An 18,232-nucleotide genomic window follows, 5' to 3' on the forward strand; every position below is an offset into this window, starting at 1 on the left:
GAGAATGGGAGCGACAAAGATTAGAAAATCATGAAACATTTAGCTCACTCCTTCTTATTCTTGATTCCTTGTACATAATTTTTATCGAACAGAAATAGCCGTAATAATAAATACAAGGAGGGAAGCAATAAGGCTAGGCCAAGAATAAACACGAATACTAATGAAATTGCCATCGCCGTATTAGTGAACCCTTCATAAATGGTAAGATGCGGGTAAAGCAAGTACGGATAATGGGAAACTCCATACGCGAAAAATGCCAGTGCAAATTGACCGACAAGCAGCCAGAATGCCATACCGTAGTTTCTTCTTTTCCAGATGAGCCATACTGTTGCAAACCATAATACAAAGGAAAGTGCAAACATCCACCACAAATCCATAATCCGTTCAAAGTGGGCTTCATTGTGAGAGCTTAATTCATAAACAATGCCACTAGCAGTAATAATCAATGGTAAAGCCCACCCAAGTGCGTATTTCCGCATCAAATCAGTTGCTTTTGTATCACCAGTTTTATATGCGTACCACGTAAGGAAGACAGCGGATATATATAAAACAGCAACAATGCTTAATGCCACAATAGACCAGGTTAATGGGCTAGTAAATAGAGCTGCGTAATCAAGCACTGGGTTATCGTTCACGATGGATACGAACCCACCCTCAGAGATGGTTAAGACAATCGACAATGAAGCTGGAATTAACAGTCCGGAAGCTCCATACATAAAGGCATATCCTTTATGACCTCGTGCTCCATACGATTCAAACGCATAATAAGAGCCTCGGATTGCCAGCAATACTAGCGCAATACTTCCTGGAATCAGTAAAATTGTTCCGAAGTAATATGCCGATTGTGGAAAGAACCCAACAATCCCAACGAAAAAGAAAACAAAAAATACATTCGTTACTTCCCAGACAGGAGATAGATAACGCTGAATAATTTTAGATAAAATATGTTGCTTACCAGTTATAATGCTTTGGGCGTTAAAAAACCCTGCACCATAGTCGATCGAGCCGACAATGACATATCCAAATAAAAATAACCAGAGTACGGAAATTCCTAGAACTTCTAAACTCATTCAGAATCACCACCTTGCTGTTTGGCGATCGCCTTTTCAATCGGATCGTTTTTAAACATTCGTCTTAGCACGACAACCGTACCAACACCTAAAACGAAATATAATCCTACGAAAAGGATAAACATATGGCCAACATAATCACTTGATGTTGCTGCTTGATCAACCGTCATGATTCCTCTGAGTATCCAAGGTTGACGACCAACTTCCGCCATCCACCAGCCAGCTTCAATTCCTAAGAATGACAATGGCCCACCAAGGACAATAAGTGATCGGTACCATGCTGTCTTAACGAAAGACCAGCCTCGTTTTGCTCCAACCCAATAGACGAATGAGAGAGCCAGCATGAACATACCGATTGTAACCATTAAATCAAAATAATAATGGATAATTAACGGTGGCTGTTCTTCTGCTGGAAATTGATCTAATCCAATTACTTCTGCATTTGGATAACCATGCGCAAGAATACTTAATCCAAATGGAATTTGCAGCGCGTAATTCACTTCCTGATTTTCATCAAGCATTCCATAAAGAATGAGTGGTGCAGCTTCCTCAGTTTCAAAATGCCATTCAGCTGCAGCTAGTTTCTCAGGCTGATATTCTGCCAAGTACTTTCCAGACAGGTCTCCAATTAACACAGTTGCAATGGAAAAGATAAGTCCGATTTTCATCGTCATAAACAAAGCTTTTTTGTGGTATTCATGTTTCGAACCTTTAAGCAATCTGAATGCAGCAATGGCTGCCAGCATAAATGCAACGGTCATATAAGCAGTAGCAAGTACGTGGGACACTTTCGTCGGCATTGCTGCAGTAAACATTGCTGCAATCGGATTTGCATTTACAAGTTGTCCATTCATAATGTCAAAACCTGCTGGGGCATTCATAAAGGCGTTGACAATCGTAATGAAGACAGCAGACATACCACCTCCAAGTGCAACCGGGATCAATAATAGTAAGTGTTTACGAGGGTTATCAAAACGATCCCATGTATACAAATAAATCCCTAAGAATATTGCTTCAAAGAAGAAAGCAAAAACTTCCATAAATAATGGCAATGCGATGATATTACCAGCAAGCTCCATAAAGTTAGGCCACAATAGTGATAATTGTAAACCAATTGCAGTTCCTGTCACGACACCTACGGCAACCGTCACGACAAACCCTTTTGCCCATCGTCTAGCCATCAGCATATAGTGCATATCGTTCTTCTTGATTCCAACCCATTGTGCAATCATGATCATGAGGGGCACCCCTACACCGATGGTTGCATAGATAATGTGAAACGAAAGGGTTAAAAGGGTTAATAATCTACTGGCAAATACCGGATCATCAAATAACAACGCAGATCCTCCTCCTTAATTTCACAAATAAACCACCTAAGATTAGGCTCTACTTAGATATGTAAAGGCACATCTAAGTTCATTCTAACGTGTTGACGTACCTAATTGGATATTAGATATGACAATATTTCAAACGGGAAATGAATTAATTGTGAACTCTTTAACAATCTTATAATAAATCGAGAAAATGACAACCAATATGTATTTTCCCCAAAAAAATCGTTGTTAATCTATATTTAATTGGAAAGGTATTTCTTGAAAAAGAGGACCATTTCTATGGAAAGCGTTTACTAGAGGGATTAGATAGATATGTTAAAATAAAAAGAGGATGATCTAATCAAATTAAAAATAACGAATAAAGGAAAGGGGATTAAAAATGGATGTCAAATATCCAATAGGGAAATTACAGGTTCCTGAAAAAGTAACATTAGAAAATACACATGAATGGCTAAAAGAAATTGAAACTTACACGATCCGTTTAAGGAAAGCTGTTGACTCATTAAGTAATGAGGAACTCAGCAGACAATATCGTGATGGCAGCTGGACAGTTCGTCAGCTTGTTCATCATATTGCAGATTCCCAGTTGAATATGTATCAACGTTTGAAGCTTGCTTTAACAGATGAAAATCCCACAGTACCAAATTTTGATCAAGACAAGTGGGCTATTCAACCGGATACAAAACTTCCTATAGAAAGTTCCATTAAAATGCTAGAAGGCATAAATGAACGCATCGTATCTTTAGGGAATAATTTAACTGAAGAGCAATTAAATCTGGCGTTTACTCACCAAAAAAACGGTAAAATCACGGTTGCAACAAAAGTTGCAAAATTAGCTTGGCACGAAGAGCACCACTTAGCCCATATAAAAATCGCTTTAGCAGAATAATACATTATATATGGAATTGGCTTATCGAGCTACGATAAGCCAATTCTTTAAAAGTGGGCTTAATTTTTTATTCATCCAGTAGAATCTTCTAGCTGTCTTTTTTTAGTATTATCGAGCAACACGTCCTTTACTTTCATAATAACCTTCATCAAATTAAAAATTACCAATAAAAAGAACTGAATATTTTACCTATTGACAACGGGATTTTTTCTCGCCATAATAGAAATCAATATATTGAACGTTAATAAAGGACTAGTATGCGGTACTTGCTATGAAAGAGAGCGGAATTTAGAAGCTGAAAGATTCCGTCATAGACAACCTGCAGAACCTACCTTTAGAGTCCCATGCCAATACATGGGCGCATTTCCAGCGTTATGGATGAAGTGGAATGTGCATACATTCAAGTAATGGTGGTACCGCGGAAGAGAGCTCTTTCGTCCTTATAATATAGGGCGATTGGGCTTTTTTGTGTACATAAGGAAATACGTTTAATGGAGGTAATCGAAATGCGTAAGCAACGAATCGTAGTCAAAATTGGCAGTAGCTCCCTAACAAATGATAAGGGTGAAATCGATCAGCAAAAACTAAATGATCATATTCACGCGCTGGCTGCGCTTCGAGAAGCAAACCATGAAGTTATTCTTGTATCTTCAGGTGCTGTTGCAGCTGGCTTTAGAAGGCTTGGTTATTCATCAAGACCCGTCACCTTAAAAGGAAAGCAGGCTGCTGCTGCTGTTGGGCAAAGCTTATTGATTCAAACTTATATGGAAAAATTCAGTGTCTATGGAATAACGGCGGCACAGCTACTATTAACGCGGGATGATTTTTCAAATCGAGAACGTTACCGGAATGCTTATGCAACCATGACAGAGCTGCTGGAAAGAGGTATTCTTCCAATCATAAATGAAAATGATACTGTGTCAATTGAAGAATTGACATTCGGTGATAATGATATGTTATCAGCTTTAGTTAGTGGGTTTATCCATGCGGATCAGCTCATTATTTTAACAGATATTAATGGAATCTATAGTGGGAATCCAAGAACGAATTCTTCGGCGGTAAAATATGATTTCCTGGATGAGATTCCAAATGAAATGATCGAAGCTGCAGGAACGAGCGGTTCAAAAGTTGGAACAGGTGGCATGAAATCGAAGCTAATGGCCGCTAAAACGGCAACAATGATAGGTGTTCCTGTCTTTATCGGTCATGGAAATGGCCATGATAAACTCCTTCAAGTGTTGCAAGGAAGCGGAGATGGTACGTATATTGCCGGTCATGCTAAGGAGCACATAAATACACGGAAACAATGGATAGCAATTCACTCCGAATCAATGGGTAAGCTTTATGTTGATAAAGGGGCAGAAGAAGCAATATCCCATCACGGTAGTAGTCTGCTTTCAGCTGGAGTACTAAGAATAAGCGGGACATTTGAAAAGGGTGATGTCGTCCAGGTTTATGGAATACATGAATTACTTGGCAAGGGAGAAATATGCTGTTCGTCCGTTGAATTACAAAAGGCAATTGAAGATCATATGGAAAATGAACGCATCACGCCATCTATAGAAGCCATCCACCGTGATGGCTGGGTGAGTGTACAAAAAATTGGGGAGGAACTGTCATGAGTGAAGTTATTCAAAAAGGGAAGGTTGCTAAGAAAACAAGTTATTTGATGACTGGAGTTACAACAAAAGAGAAAAACGAAGCATTAGCTTTGATAGCAGAGCAATTAATAATGGATCAGGAAATGATTCTTATTGAGAATAAAATAGATTTAGCAACAGGAAAAGAAAAGGGTCTGTCGGAATCTGTATTAGACCGGATTATGCTGAATCAAGAGCGTATTGAAGGAATTGCTGCTGCAATCCATCAAGTAATTGACCTCCATGATCCGATCGGTGAAATCTTAGAAACGATCAACAAGGAAAACGGACTCAACATAGAGAAAAAGCGAGTACCTATTGGAGTCATAGGTATCATTTATGAAGCTAGACCGAATGTGACAGTAGATGCCGCAACACTTACGTTAAAAACTGGTAATGCAGTTATTTTGCGAGGGAGCTCATCAGCTAAACATTCGAATATTGCATTAGTCAGATCAATTCATCGTGCGTTGGAGAATAGTGCTCTTCCAAAGAATGCTGTCCAATTAATTGAGGATACAAGCAGAGAAACAGCAGGAGAGTTGTTTCGTTTGAATGATTACTTGGATGTATTAATTCCTAGAGGCGGAAAAAACCTGATCGATACGGTTGTGCGTGAAGCTACAGTTCCAGTAATTGAAACAGGCGCTGGAAATTGTCATATCTTTATTGATAGGACAGCTGAGAAAGAAATGGCAGAGCAAATTGTACTGAATGCAAAGCTGCAGCGTCCCTCTGTGTGTAATGCGATCGAGTCTCTATTAATCGATGCTAATTGGTTCAATCAACATGGTAGTGACCTAATGAAAAAACTAGAGGATAACGGTGTACAAATTTATGCTGACGAGCTTGTTCGAAAAGTTATTCCAACTGCTATCGAAGCAACAGAGGAAGATTGGTCGAGCGAATACCTTGGACTTTCCATTAGTATTAAGGTAGTGGATTCGGTTGAGGAAGCAATCGGGCATATTAATCAATATGGAACGAGACATTCAGAGTCGATCATTACGGAGAACACTGCACATGCCGAAATGTTCCTGCAGCATGTCGATGCAGCGGCCGTTTACCATAATGCCTCAACCCGATTTACCGATGGATTTGAATTTGGATATGGAGCCGAAATTGGAATCAGTACACAAAAGTTACATGCTAGGGGTCCGATGGGACTTGCGGCATTAACATCAAGTAAGTTTCAAATTAAAGGTAGTGGTCAAATTAGAAATTAACACTGTCCATGTAAAGGGGCTGTTCCGTGCTGGAGCAGCCCTTCCTATTACTCGAATTATTGAATGGATGAAGAATGCTGTTTGAATTGGATTATCCAGCGCTTTCTTCTGACAATTATAAGGACGATGAACGGTTGGTATTTCATTTTGTAAAGGCTGAATAATTTCTTCCTTAAATCGCTCGTAGTGAACATTGCCACCAGGCTCAGACATCCGTTTTTCTGTTTTCATTTCAAAGGGAAGGAAAAGTCATCCATATGAAAAAGGGTACAATCGAACTTTGAGGCAAGTTGTTTTCCTAATGTCGTTTTTCCGCTTCCGCATCGTCCATCAATGGCATTGATTTTGGTTTATCTGTATGATCTAATTTTTCGAGTGTGCTATATAGTGTTGAATAGATTGCCTTGTATTCACTGGTCGGCAACTCATTTCAACTCCTTATATATGTGCTATTCCTTGGTTACAGCTCTCAAATCTCCTACGATAATATCAATTTCACTTGAGCTTATACCATCATACCCTTTAATAACCTCTCCCTCAGGATTAACAAGAAAGAATCTAGTCCCATGCATGACTTGATTATCTCCTTCTAGTGGTTCTTTGACCAAATTTTTAAAGGATTTGATTGATAATTCTTTGATTGTTTGAAAGTCATATCCAGTTAAAAATGACCAGTTTCCAAAATCTGCCTGATAACGCTCGCCATATTCCTTCAGAACCTCTGGTGTGTCATAATCGGGATCAACTGAAAAAGATACAAGCTGGACATCGAGGTTTTCGTCCTTCATTCTGGATTGCAACTCAGCCATATTTGCTGTCATTGGAAGACAAACAGTCGTACAATTCGTAAAAATAAAATCGGCTATCCACCATTGACCTTCCAAGTCTTTAAGGCCTAAGCTCTCATTATCTTGTGTTGTGAATTGAAAATCATCTACTTTTTCCGACATGTTTGTTTCAATAGCTTCTGAACTACAGCCGATAAGAATGAAAGCTAATAGTATATGTAGCAGGAGTATTTTCTTCATTTGAATGTCCCCTTTTATTTATGCTTCTTTTCGAACGATCAATCTATTATGTATGTAGCGCTATATAACATTATATCACGAATTAAGTGTTGGCGATTCAGTGAAACCATTGTGAACGATTTCTCGCTGGAGAATCAAAGAATTTGAAAATTTCAGAGGCATAACAGCCAAGTTTGATTTTATAGTAGCTGGTTAGTATTCTTAAAATAATGTGTTTTATGAAGAATGTTATAGTGGAGAAACAGTATATAAGGAAATTTCAAAAGGAGCGGGGAAAATGCGGAAGTCATCAGAGAAACAAAACATCCGCCCAAGAATAAGGATTAAGCTAAAAGCAAAAATGATTGCATTAATAAGTATCTTAATTGTAGGGGTTTTTATCATTTTCGCATTATTCCTTGAGAACTTTATTGAGGATACGATGGAAGAACAGATTGGGAAAAGAGCGCTCGGTGTTGCCACAAGTGTCGCAAACATCCCTGAATTGAGGGAAGCTTTTCAATTGGAAAATCCGGCAGCTGTCATTCAGGATATTGTTGCCCCCATTCGGAAGGGAACAGAGGCAGAATTTATTGTAGTTGGAAATACAGAGAGTGTTCGTTATTCACACCCCAGTACAAATCACATCGGAAAAAGAATGGTTGGAGACGATAATGAACGGGCCCTGAAAGATGGAGAGTCCTACGTTTCTGTTGAAGAGGGGTCGCTCGGATTATCCATTCGGGGAAAAGCGCCAGTTTTCTCTGATGAAGGAGAAATTATCGGAGTTGTATCGGTTGGATTCTTAAATGATGATATACAGAAAGTGATTGCAGATCAGAATCATTCGCTTTGGATTACCTTATTTCTTATAATATTGCTCGGTGTTCTTGGAGCTATTTTTATTTCACATTATATCAAAAAATTACTGTCCAATATGGAGCCGGAAGAAATATCACAATTAATGATCGAAAAGGAAGCTATCTTGCAATCAACACATGAAGGGATAATTGCTGTTAATAATAATGGGCACATTACAATGATGAATGCTCAAGCCCAGCAACTTTTATTTAAACAACGAGTAGGGGAAAAGGATTACAGTGGAAAGTTAATTCAAGAGATAATCCCTTCTTTAAATATACAAGATTTTCTACATCATAATAGAAGCTTCTATGACAGAGAAGCGATTCTTGGTGAAAAAGTGGTACTAATAAACCAAACCCCGATGTATAACAAGGAAACAATTATTGGAACCGTTCTGACATTTCGTGAAAAAACAGAGCTAGAAGGTGTTATCCATGAGTTATCGAGGGTAAAGCAGTATGCAAATACGCAACGTGCACAAACACATGAATTTTCCAATAAGCTTTATACCATTCTTGGTCTCCTGCAGCTGAATCAGAATCAGGAAGCAATTGAATTTATTAAAAAAGAAAGTAAACTAAGGCAAAAATGGCAGCGTTTTTTGACAGATAATATTGCAGATCCACTTATTCACGCCATTCTTCAAGGGAAATTCAATCAAGCGAATGAGCTTGGTGTGAACATGTCGATCCATCCAGATAGTCAGCTTTCCTATCGCTTTTCGGAAGAGGAAAAAGATGTATTATTAACTGCACTTGGGAATTTAATCGAAAATGCTATCGAAGCAGTGAAAGATCAAAAGCCTAATAATCGTAATGTATCCATTTTGTTTACAGATATTGGAGAAGATGTGTTAGTGGAAGTAGAAGATTCCGGCCCGGGTATTGCTGAATCAGATATTCCATGGATTTTCGAGCAAGGCTTTTCGACAAAGAATGGAACCCATCGAGGAATTGGATTAGCTTTAACGTATCAAGCAGTCCAACGGATTGAGGGTCAATTAATTCTAGAAGAAGGTGACCTGGGAGGCGCCTGTTTTATCATGATCATACCAAAGAAAGGGGAAGATACAGATGCATGAAGCTTATCGTGTCTTAATCGTGGAAGATGATTTTCGCATTGCAAATATAAATCGCCAATTTGTTGAAAAAGTAGACGGATTTATCGTAAGTGATACGGTAAGGACAGGGGAAGAAGCATTGGCATTCCTTAGTGAAGGTAATGAACTTCCGGATATTGTTCTTTTGGATATCTATATTCCGGATGTAGAGGACTTAAATTTATTCTGGGAGATCAGAAGCACATATAAAGAAATAGATATTATTGTTATCACAGCCGCAAAAGAAGTAGAGACAATTCAAGAAGTAGTTCGTGGCGGTGTGTTTGACTATATTATCAAACCAGTTGATGTGACTCGATTTGAGCAAATGTTAACGAGGTATAAAGAAAGAAGGCATTTACTATCATCTGTAAAGGAAATGGAACAAGGAGATATAGATGCAATGTTTTGGTCAAAGCCAGCTACAATACCAAAAAAACAGCGTGCTGGTCTGCCAAAAGGGATTGATGCGATTACGTTAAAGGAAATTACAAGCTTGTTGAAAACCGAACAATCTGGGGGGGTTACGGCTGTTGAGCTTAGCAAACAAATTGGGACGAGTCGTTCAACAGCAAGACGATATTTAGAGTATTTAGTCAGTATAGATCAGGTTGAAACAAGACTGAAATATGGGACTGTAGGAAGACCAGAGCGAAGATATTTCCCTTGTGAAACTTATGAACAAAATGATTAATATGAAAATTAGACCGTTTATGATAAGAAACTTCCTTCCTAAATTCATTTATGTTACTTTTTTCAATAAGTAAAAAATACACACTATTTTTACTTATACGTTTTGCTAACGCTTACATAAAGGGTATGGGAGATAAGATGATGTATTGCGTTTAGTTAGGAAGGGGAATTAGAGTGAGTTTAAGTATAATAGGTTTTTTGACGATTTTAATTATTGTGGTACTACTGATCAGCAATAAAGTAACACCAATTGTAGCCATGGTGCTCGTGCCATTAATCGGTGCGCTTATTGCAGGCTTTGGATTTTCAGAGATTGGAGACTTTTTCACAGAAGGTGCATTAACCGTAATTGAAGTTGCGATCATGTTTATTTTCGCTATTTTGTTTTTTGGCGTCATGCAAGATGCGGGACTTTTTGATCCTTTAATTCAAAATATGATACGACTTACAAGAGGAAACGTTATTACAGTTAGTATTGGTACAGTTTTTGTGGCAGCAATTGCACATCTGGATGGTTCTGGAGCTTCTACATTTTTAATTACAATTCCAGCACTTTTACCGTTGTATAAGCATTTGAAAATGAACCCGTATTTGCTTTTACTATTAATTGGTGGAAGTGCCAGTATTATGAATATGGTTCCATGGGCAGGTCCCTTAGGACGTACAGCTTCTGTACTGAATATGGATGTCACCGAGCTTTGGAGACCATTGATACCAATTCAAATTAGTGGTCTTGTGTTGATGATTGCTTTAGCCGCTTTCCTTGGAGTTATGGAAAAGCGAAGAATAAGCAAGCATTATGGACTGGTCAGTGCGAAAGAATCTGCAGCCGCAATTGAAAGAATAAATGGTGATTCGTCTTCTGCAAAAGATGAGGAGTCATTGACCAGACCTAAATTACTTTGGGTAAATGCGATTCTTTTTCTTGCCGTAATTGGCGTACTTGTATGGGGAATTATTCCAGCAGGCTTTGCATTTATGATTGGGCTTAGTATTGCCTTGCCGCTTAATTATCCAAATATGAAACAGCAATCGGAAAGAATACGCAGTCATGCACCTGGTGCTTTAATGATGGCAACGATAATTCTCGCAGCAGGCTCCTTCTTAGGTATTCTTACCGGAACTGGAATGCTGAATTCGATTGCAGAGGATCTTGTTACAATTATTCCAGCATTTATTGCACCATATCTGCACTTAATTATCGGATTTTTCGGAGTACCATTTGATTTACTGTTAAGCACGGATGCTTACTACTTTGCTTTATTGCCAGTTGTTGATCAAATTGCTACTGGATTTGGAATTGAATCACTTTCTACAGCATATTCCATGGTAATTGGTAATATTGTAGGTACCTTTGTTAGTCCATTTTCACCTGCACTTTGGCTCGCATTAGGCTTGGCAGGCCTTGAAATGGGAAAACATATCCGTTATTCTCTTTTATGGATGTGGGGACTAAGTATTGTACTTTTAATTATTGCTGTATTAATTGGTGTTATTGCAGTTTAATAGATTGTATCGATTAAATAAGGCGGAGCCCATTATTAAGTGGGCTTCGTTTTTTGCAGCAAGTGAAGTTACAAAAAATCAACAAAGCGGTAGAGAATAACAAGCGTTAAAGAAAATACTATATAATAGATTTGAAGTATTTATTAATTTTTTTGCTATTCAAGTGTGGTACGAATTAAGGAGGGCACATGGTGGTAAGTGCAGGAATGATTGTTCTTATTGGTGTTGTATGTCTGATTGCTATTGTATTGATTTTGTATGGAATGAAACAGGAAGAAGACAAACAAAAGAAGTATGAAGAAGCTGGAGAAGAGGCCGCAAGTGAATTAGAACGATCGCTTGAGTACGAGACAAAATCGCTAAAATCCAATTTGCCTTCACTCATTTGGATTTATGTGGTTACAATTAGCTTGTCATTATTTGCATTAGTATTATATATTTTTTAGTTCGAGTAAGGACAGCTATTAAGGTCAATCAGGTGGCGAGATGTATCAGCTAGTACAATAATTCTATCAATCATTATAGAATCCCCTGGTTGTATTTCCATTAGTTGTGATTCTGGCTGAATTCGTTTTTGGGTGTCCCGTGTTTTTCGTGATTAATTTTATCAAAGTTGTTTGCTAAATTTTTTAACTGCCTTTCTAATTTATATAGTGATCTCATATAGCCATATAAGTTAAAAGATATAACCCATCATTGCGATACATTCTATTTAGAAGGTAAACAATACGTGCTGGTAAAGAAATAAAAGAGATTACACTTGAGAATTTATTTCTTTAACGAAAAATATGTGATAAAAACTTTTTCAAACCTAAATATGGGCAAAAAGACTGGAAGAAAAAAGCTGGAGTAAATTATAATAATCAATAAGGAGCTGAATTTAGATGAAAACTTATACATGTCCAATTTGCGGATACGATGGGGTAGAAGATGAAACACCATACGAAGAGAATACCAATGCTCCTTCTTATGAAATATGCCCTTGTTGTCGTTTTCAATATGGGTACAGCGAAGATCATGATGTAGATTTAGGATATATTGTCACTCCAGATGAAATGAAAGAAGCCGCTTTTCAATTATATCGAAAACAGTGGATTGAAAAAGGTGCAGTAGTCGGTCACCCAGAAATCTATCCAAAAGCATTACAAGAAGATGGGAAAGTAAAACAAGAGATAGTCGTTAAACAATTAAAACGTTTAAATCTACCATTAGATAACCTCGCATTTCTTGATTTATAAAGACTAAGAAATAACTTCTCTATGAAGCAATACTTGATGGAATAAGATATGTTATAATAAACACAGAATATTTTAATTGTTAAAAAGGAGTGTTCTAGGTGAAAAAATACCAAAGACGTTCTGTTTATATTTCAATTGTAACACTTGCTTTCTTCTTAGTATTATCTTTAATGACACACCGTTGGGGATTCTTCTTATGGAGTTTATTACCTGTTTTTATAGTTTTGATGACTACGTTTACCCCAAAGATTGACACCGGAAATAATGAAAAATAAAGAAATCTTAGTAAACGAACTGCTGCTCTAATAAAAGGAGTAAAATATTACAACAAGAAAGAAAAAGACAATGAAAGCAAAAGGAAAAGCGCAATTTAGAAATGAGGGCGTTTTTAATAATTTTATCTGAGTGCACAAAAGGGAAGAAAGGTATGAACTCCCTTTAAGGAATTTACAATTTTAGTCATCCGTAAGTCAACCACCATAATAGCATATGCATAAGCCACTGCATGAGAAATGTCATACAAGTATGATATAAATTATAGCATATCACCTAATGCCACCCACATCGCTTCTTCGAAATCCTCATGGAATGCCATGGTAGTCCATCCATTTTTAGTTTTAGCTCTTGGTCTCTGTATTGGAAGATCGTCTAATATTTATTGCTGTAGATTATTTTTTGATTAAGTTATTTCAGAAAAAGAAATGAAAATATATAGTTACTAATTTTTACTTAATTAACTGGTGTAATTGTTCAATAAGAGCAGCCTCCTATTGTGCTATATGTCTGGATAGTTTAGTAAGATACCTTCCATCTGTTTAATTGTGTTTCAGCTCATGTTATAATGAGCATCTTAAGAGAATTACGACTTTTACTTTTAATAGAACGGATGCCAATAAAGCCTCCGCCTATCGATAAAATATGGAGGTGTAAGAGAATGAATAAACGATGGACGATTGATAAAATTAAAGAATTTGTTGAGAGCAATTCAGAAAGTAAGTTGCTAACGACGGAATATCACGGTTTTTCTCAAAAGTTACTATTGAAATGTGCATGTGGCAGTAACTTTGAAAAAACATTTAAGAAATTTAAAAATAATAACCAACGTAATTGTGATGTTTGTCAACCTCCAAATGCGTCACGCTAAACATATTGCTGCGAATAAATGAAGTTCCGATTTCTTTTAAAGAGAAGCCGGAACTTATTTCGGTTCTGGATTTTTATAGTATGGTTTGTACTCCAACTTATAATGAAAGAATTGAGTAAGTGAGCTCATCAAATGATGGTACATAACAGAGGCGTTAGTTCAAAAAGAAGTTATGATTAAGACCTACCGCAAAAGGGCGCGATTCCAGTGTAAAATAAAAGCTGTTATTATTACTGATTAACTTATTGAAGGTGATTAGATGAAATTTATTTGTCCCTGTTGTGGTTATAAAACATTAGATGATGAACCCCCTGGAACATATGCTATTTGTGAGATTTGTTTTTGGGAAGATGATGCGGTTCAATATAATGATCCTGATTATGAAGGTGGTGCAAATACGCCTTCTTTAAGGGAAGCACAGAGAAATTACATTGAATTTGGGGCATGTGAGAAAAGGTGTATTGAATTTGTAAGAAAACCAAACGAAAAAGATATGAAAGATCAAAATTGGAAACCACTATAACTTAATTTATAGCTATTCAACAAAAGGGCGCTTATCTTAGAATAGGGATAGGTGCCCTATCTTTGTTCTTGCGATTGTTCTAGAATGGTAGAGGATAGATCCGTGCAAGGAAAGCATTAGATTCAAAAAATGTGACCATTCTTGTTGAAATGGTACGATGATGTTCCCGATTTCCCTTATTATGTTATAGTAAAAGTAATAAAAGCTGAAGCTATAGATGATAAATATTAAGATCTGGGGATAGGGTCCAATAGTTTCTACCATGTTGCTGTAAATGGCTTGACTACGATATAAGTGTTAAATGTTAGAAACGATTGATTCTTCCTTTTGTATTTTACACATGCTTTAGTCAATGCTCTGGTAGCTATCGGAGCATTTTTTATATTATAAGATGTTATCATTAGCAGTGACGCGTCAGGCAAATGGGAAACAAAGAGTCATTTTATCCCGAGTGTTCAACAACAAAACAGTCCGGTAATCTCCAAGCAATTTTAAAAATTAATCATGAAGGGATTGAAAAAATTATGAATAGAAAGATTTACTTTAATCATGATGGCGGAGTTGATGATCTCGTTTCGCTATTTTTATTACTAAAAATGGATACGGTTGAACTCACAGGTGTTTCGGTCATTCCAGCAGATTGTTATTTAGAGCCAGCAATGTTTGCGAGCCGTAAAATTATTGATCGCTTTGGTTACGGCGGTCTTGATGTAGCAGCATCAAATTCTCGTGGGAAAAATCCTTTTCCGAAAGACTGGCGTATGCACGCATTTTATGTTGATGCTCTGCCGGTTTTAAATGAATCTGGAAAAGTTGTAACACCGGTGGCGGAAAAGCCAGCACATCTTCATTTAATAGATACGGTTTTAGCAACTGAAGATAAAACAACTTTATTATTTACAGGACCGCTCACTGACCTTGCTCGTGCATTAGATGAAGCTCCTGAAATTGAAGAGAAAATTGAAAAGCTTGTTTGGATGGGTGGTACATTCCGTGAAGCAGGAAACGTACATGAGCCTGAACATGATGGAACAGCGGAATGGAACGTGTTTTGGGACCCTGAAGCAGCCGCTCGTGTATGGGATACCAGCATAGAAATTGATTTAGTGGCGCTTGAAAGTACAAACCAAGTACCGCTAACCTTAGATGTGCGTGAGCGTTGGGCTAAAGAACGCAAATACCTGGGTGTTGATTTTCTTGGACAATGTTATGCGATGGTACCACCACTTGTCCACTTTTCAACGAACTCTACATACTATTTGTGGGATGTGTTAACGACCGCATTTGTTGGAAATCGTGATCTTGTGAAAGTACAAACCATTAACAGCATAGTGCACGCTGATGGTCCAAGCCAAGGCCGTACAGTTGAAACTGCTGATGGACGACCTGTTAATGTCGTTTATGATGTAAATCGCAATGCATTCTTTGATTATATGACTGAATTAGCAAAAAAGTAATAGAGGGGACTTCTGGATGTAGGCAAAAAACGAGCTATTATTGATACCGATACATCTTGGTGATGGTACGATTGCTTTAAGATGCTCTGTTTTTGCACTACAACAATAATCGAAAAAAGAAGCAAGTTCCAAACAACGGCCATTAGCGCAAAAAGCACTATTTCTTTAATAAGATTTTCCGCAACTATCAACGTTTTAATAGAGCAACCAAGAGCCTAATTTCTCAATATTAATACTGAGAAATTAGGCTCTTAATGATGGGAATTTCCTTCTGCTGTAAACACACATTTCCTGACACTGCCAAAAGGTCGTGCAAAATATTGTCTAAATTAAGTGCAAACTAACGTCAGCTGCCTGAAGCAATATAGTCTTTTTAAAATCAAATACAGGGTGACATACATTCGAAAATATGATAGTATAAATTAACTGAAAAAAGGAATTACTTCTTTTCTTTTGATAAATAAAGGAATTCCTTTATTCGCTGAATAATGAGGGATTATATGGAAAATATATACCAAAAAGTTTATGAACAAAAAAATACATTTACGAACAGTTTACAGAAGATTGCATCATATATCTTAGAGAATCCCAGGTTGTTTGCAGTTTCTTCTGCCACGGAAGCTGGAAAACAAATTGGAGTTAGTGAAACAACTATCATACGATTTTGTAAACAACTTGGATATAAAGGATATAAGGAACTTCAAGAGGAGGTTCAAAATATCCTATTACAAAGGAGTTCATTATCTGATTATGTAGAAGATAAAAAGGTTGATGGCGGAACAGAGAATTCCATTAAACAATTAATGGCGAGTGATGCAGGAAACATTCAAAAAATGATGCAGCAGCTGTCAGAGGAAAGTCTCTCAACAGCTGTAACGAAATTAACAAATGCAGATCGTGTTATTGTTGCTGGAGTTCGTTCCTCTCATGCACTAGCAAGCTGGTTTTCGTATTCACTCGACTTAATCCACGGAAATACAAGGATGTATAATCCTGGCACAGATGATATTCTATTGAGGCTAAGTGAGCTCACTGAGAAAAGTGTGTTTGTAGGATTTTCTTTTCATCGCTATGCTGTAGATACGATTAATATTGCTAAGCATGCTAAGGATAAGGGAGCGTTTGTAATTGGAATTACAGATTCAAGCTTTTCTCCAATTACAGCATATTGCGATTTAGTATTAAATGTGCAACTGTCTGGTAAATCAACATTAGATGCAGCACCAGCAGTGATGTCATTGTCAAACAGTATCATTGCTTCAATATCACTTGAAAATAACGAAAAAGTTAAGCAAAGAGTGGAATTGTTTGATTCTATAAATGGAAAAGATTTTTTTGACTGATAAGAACAGCTTTCTTATTTTGTACGACGCCAAGTTTTTTAAGCTTAGATGGGAGTTAATTAAAATGAACGCAACATTGAAAAAAATAAATCCATTATTAGAGGATATATTTAATCATTTACACGAACATCCAGAGATTAGCTGGGAAGAAAGGAAGACTACGGATTATATTGAACGGTTGTTTCAAGGGAAAAACTGCACGATTAAACGTTTTGAAGATTCGACGGGATTAGTAATTGATATAGGTAGTGGCAGTCCTGTTATTGCCCTCAGAGCAGATATTGATGCCTTATGGCAGGAAGTGAACGGGACATTCCAAGCAAACCACTCTTGCGGACATGATGCCCATATGACGATTGTCATTGGTGCTCTCCTTACAATCTTAGAAGAAAAGAAACAGTTTAAAGGAACGTTTCGGTTTATTTTTCAACCGGCAGAGGAGAAAGGCAATGGTGCGTTAGCTTTTGTGGACAAGGGTATTGTTGACGATGTGGATTATTTGTATGGAATGCATTTGAGACCGATAGAGGAGTTGGGATATGGACAATTTGCTCCGGCTATTGAGCACGGTGCAGCTAAGTTTATCCAAGGCCATATAAAAGGGCATGATGCACACGGAGCAAGACCACATTTAAATGCAAATGCCATTCAGGTTGGTACGGAATTTTTTCAAGCAATAAATAGCATTCATGTGAATCCAATGATTCCTCACTCTGCTAAAATGACTGCATTTCATGCAGGTGGAAAAAGCTCAAACATAATTCCCGGAAATGCTAGTTTTTCAATTGATGTTAGGGCTCAGAATAATGAGGTGATGGAAGAAATCACAGAAAAAATTTATCGCATTGCTTCATCGCTAGCACAGCTTCATGACGTGGAAATTGACTTGTCAGTTGGTGCAAATGTGGCCGCTGCGGTGCTTGATCAGGATGCAATATCTTTTATGAGACAGGCAATAGTTGAATGTGCGGGAGATGAGAATTTATCCCCGGTTATTACAACAACAGGTGGCGATGATTTTCATTTCTATACGATTAAACGCCCAGCTTTAAAAGCAACAATGCTGGCAGTTGGCTGCGATTTGGTGCCAGGTTTGCATCATCCTGAGATGACCTTTAATCATAACGCTATTCCAAAAGCAGTTGAAATTATAACATGCGCCTTATATAAAACAATGGAATCATTATAGTAGAAGGAGT

18 protein-coding genes and 1 riboswitch are annotated in these 18,232 nt (G+C 37.4%); of the genes, 14 read left to right on the forward strand and 4 right to left on the reverse strand.

Going from position 1 to position 18,232, the window contains the following annotated elements; translation table 11 throughout:
- Positions 1-44: 44 nt before the first annotated feature.
- Together MHH64_RS09105 and MHH64_RS09110 are read right to left on the reverse strand one after the other, a co-directional pair.
- Positions 45-1,070 carry a cytochrome d ubiquinol oxidase subunit II gene (locus tag MHH64_RS09105; protein ID WP_340003107.1) on the reverse strand — a complete coding sequence of 342 codons (1,026 nt, stop codon included), beginning with the start codon at positions 1,068-1,070 and terminating at the stop codon, positions 45-47.
- The gene (locus MHH64_RS09110) at positions 1,067-2,407 is read right to left on the reverse strand and encodes a cytochrome ubiquinol oxidase subunit I (RefSeq protein ID WP_340003108.1); all 1,341 of its coding nucleotides are present in this window, start codon (positions 2,405-2,407) and stop codon (positions 1,067-1,069) included. The genes MHH64_RS09105 and MHH64_RS09110 overlap by 4 nt, the downstream gene beginning before the upstream one ends.
- A 376-nt stretch (positions 2,408-2,783) precedes the next feature.
- Between MHH64_RS09110 and MHH64_RS09115 the strand changes: the two genes are divergently transcribed.
- The 3 genes from MHH64_RS09115 to MHH64_RS09125 all read left to right on the forward strand — a co-directional run bounded on the left by MHH64_RS09115 (position 2,784) and on the right by MHH64_RS09125 (position 6,159).
- Positions 2,784-3,293: a YfiT family bacillithiol transferase gene (locus tag MHH64_RS09115; RefSeq protein WP_251660539.1), complete on the forward strand. Its 510-nt coding sequence runs from the start codon at positions 2,784-2,786 to the stop codon at positions 3,291-3,293.
- 506 nt (positions 3,294-3,799) lie between these two features.
- Positions 3,800-4,915, forward strand: a complete 1,116-nt coding sequence (gene proB, locus MHH64_RS09120; protein WP_095309906.1) for a glutamate 5-kinase — start codon at positions 3,800-3,802, stop codon at positions 4,913-4,915.
- A complete protein-coding gene (locus tag MHH64_RS09125) occupies positions 4,912-6,159 on the forward strand; it encodes a glutamate-5-semialdehyde dehydrogenase (protein ID WP_095309904.1) in 1,248 nt (415 codons plus the stop codon). Before proB ends, MHH64_RS09125 begins: the two co-directional genes overlap by 4 nt.
- Before the next feature lie 298 nt (positions 6,160-6,457).
- Here the strand turns inward: MHH64_RS09125 and MHH64_RS09130 are convergent, their stop codons facing one another.
- Positions 6,458-6,583 carry a hypothetical protein gene (locus tag MHH64_RS09130; RefSeq protein ID WP_340003109.1) on the reverse strand — a complete coding sequence of 42 codons (126 nt, stop codon included), beginning with the start codon at positions 6,581-6,583 and terminating at the stop codon, positions 6,458-6,460.
- A 25-nt stretch (positions 6,584-6,608) separates the two neighbouring features.
- A complete protein-coding gene (locus MHH64_RS09135) occupies positions 6,609-7,187 on the reverse strand; it encodes an SCO family protein (RefSeq protein ID WP_340003110.1) in 579 nt (192 codons plus the stop codon).
- A gap of 277 nt (positions 7,188-7,464) precedes the next feature.
- On the opposite strand from MHH64_RS09135, the gene MHH64_RS09140 reads away from it, so the two are divergent.
- The 11 genes from MHH64_RS09140 (at position 7,465) to MHH64_RS09190 (ending at position 18,222) form a co-directional block, all read left to right on the forward strand.
- Complete coding sequence (locus MHH64_RS09140) at positions 7,465-9,111, forward strand: sensor histidine kinase (protein WP_340003111.1); 1,647 nt, start codon at positions 7,465-7,467, stop codon at positions 9,109-9,111.
- Positions 9,104-9,823 carry a response regulator gene (locus tag MHH64_RS09145; protein ID WP_340003112.1) on the forward strand — a complete coding sequence of 240 codons (720 nt, stop codon included), beginning with the start codon at positions 9,104-9,106 and terminating at the stop codon, positions 9,821-9,823. Before MHH64_RS09140 ends, MHH64_RS09145 begins: the two co-directional genes overlap by 8 nt.
- Positions 9,824-9,996: 173 nt before the next feature.
- Complete coding sequence (locus MHH64_RS09150) at positions 9,997-11,328, forward strand: citrate:proton symporter (RefSeq protein WP_118888635.1); 1,332 nt, start codon at positions 9,997-9,999, stop codon at positions 11,326-11,328.
- A gap of 188 nt (positions 11,329-11,516) precedes the next feature.
- Positions 11,517-11,774 (forward strand): hypothetical protein, encoded by a 258-nt coding sequence (locus MHH64_RS09155; protein ID WP_340003113.1) that lies wholly within the window; start codon positions 11,517-11,519, stop codon positions 11,772-11,774.
- A 438-nt stretch (positions 11,775-12,212) separates the two neighbouring features.
- Positions 12,213-12,566 (forward strand): hypothetical protein, encoded by a 354-nt coding sequence (locus tag MHH64_RS09160; protein WP_340003114.1) that lies wholly within the window; start codon positions 12,213-12,215, stop codon positions 12,564-12,566.
- 98 nt (positions 12,567-12,664) lie between these two features.
- A complete protein-coding gene (locus tag MHH64_RS09165) occupies positions 12,665-12,841 on the forward strand; it encodes a hypothetical protein (protein WP_168927275.1) in 177 nt (58 codons plus the stop codon).
- Positions 12,842-13,500: 659 nt separating this feature from the next.
- Entirely contained in the window at positions 13,501-13,710 is a 210-nt protein-coding gene (locus tag MHH64_RS09170; protein WP_095309888.1) for a hypothetical protein, read from the forward strand.
- 259 nt (positions 13,711-13,969) lie between these two features.
- Positions 13,970-14,233 (forward strand): CPCC family cysteine-rich protein, encoded by a 264-nt coding sequence (locus tag MHH64_RS09175; RefSeq protein ID WP_118888637.1) that lies wholly within the window; start codon positions 13,970-13,972, stop codon positions 14,231-14,233.
- A 207-nt stretch (positions 14,234-14,440) separates the two neighbouring features.
- Positions 14,441-14,539: riboswitch (purine riboswitch) on the forward strand.
- 218 nt (positions 14,540-14,757) lie between these two features.
- Positions 14,758-15,690 carry a nucleoside hydrolase gene (locus MHH64_RS09180; RefSeq protein ID WP_340003115.1) on the forward strand — a complete coding sequence of 311 codons (933 nt, stop codon included), beginning with the start codon at positions 14,758-14,760 and terminating at the stop codon, positions 15,688-15,690.
- A gap of 500 nt (positions 15,691-16,190) precedes the next feature.
- Complete coding sequence (locus MHH64_RS09185; RefSeq protein ID WP_340003116.1) at positions 16,191-17,033, forward strand: MurR/RpiR family transcriptional regulator; 843 nt, start codon at positions 16,191-16,193, stop codon at positions 17,031-17,033.
- Positions 17,034-17,097: 64 nt separating this feature from the next.
- Positions 17,098-18,222 carry a M20 peptidase aminoacylase family protein gene (locus MHH64_RS09190; protein ID WP_303448626.1) on the forward strand — a complete coding sequence of 375 codons (1,125 nt, stop codon included), beginning with the start codon at positions 17,098-17,100 and terminating at the stop codon, positions 18,220-18,222.
- Positions 18,223-18,232: the final 10 nt, after the last annotated feature.

The sequence above is a fragment of the Oceanobacillus sp. FSL K6-0127 genome (genome assembly GCF_037983385.1).
Lineage (GTDB): Bacteria > Bacillota > Bacilli > Bacillales > Amphibacillaceae > Oceanobacillus > Oceanobacillus profundus.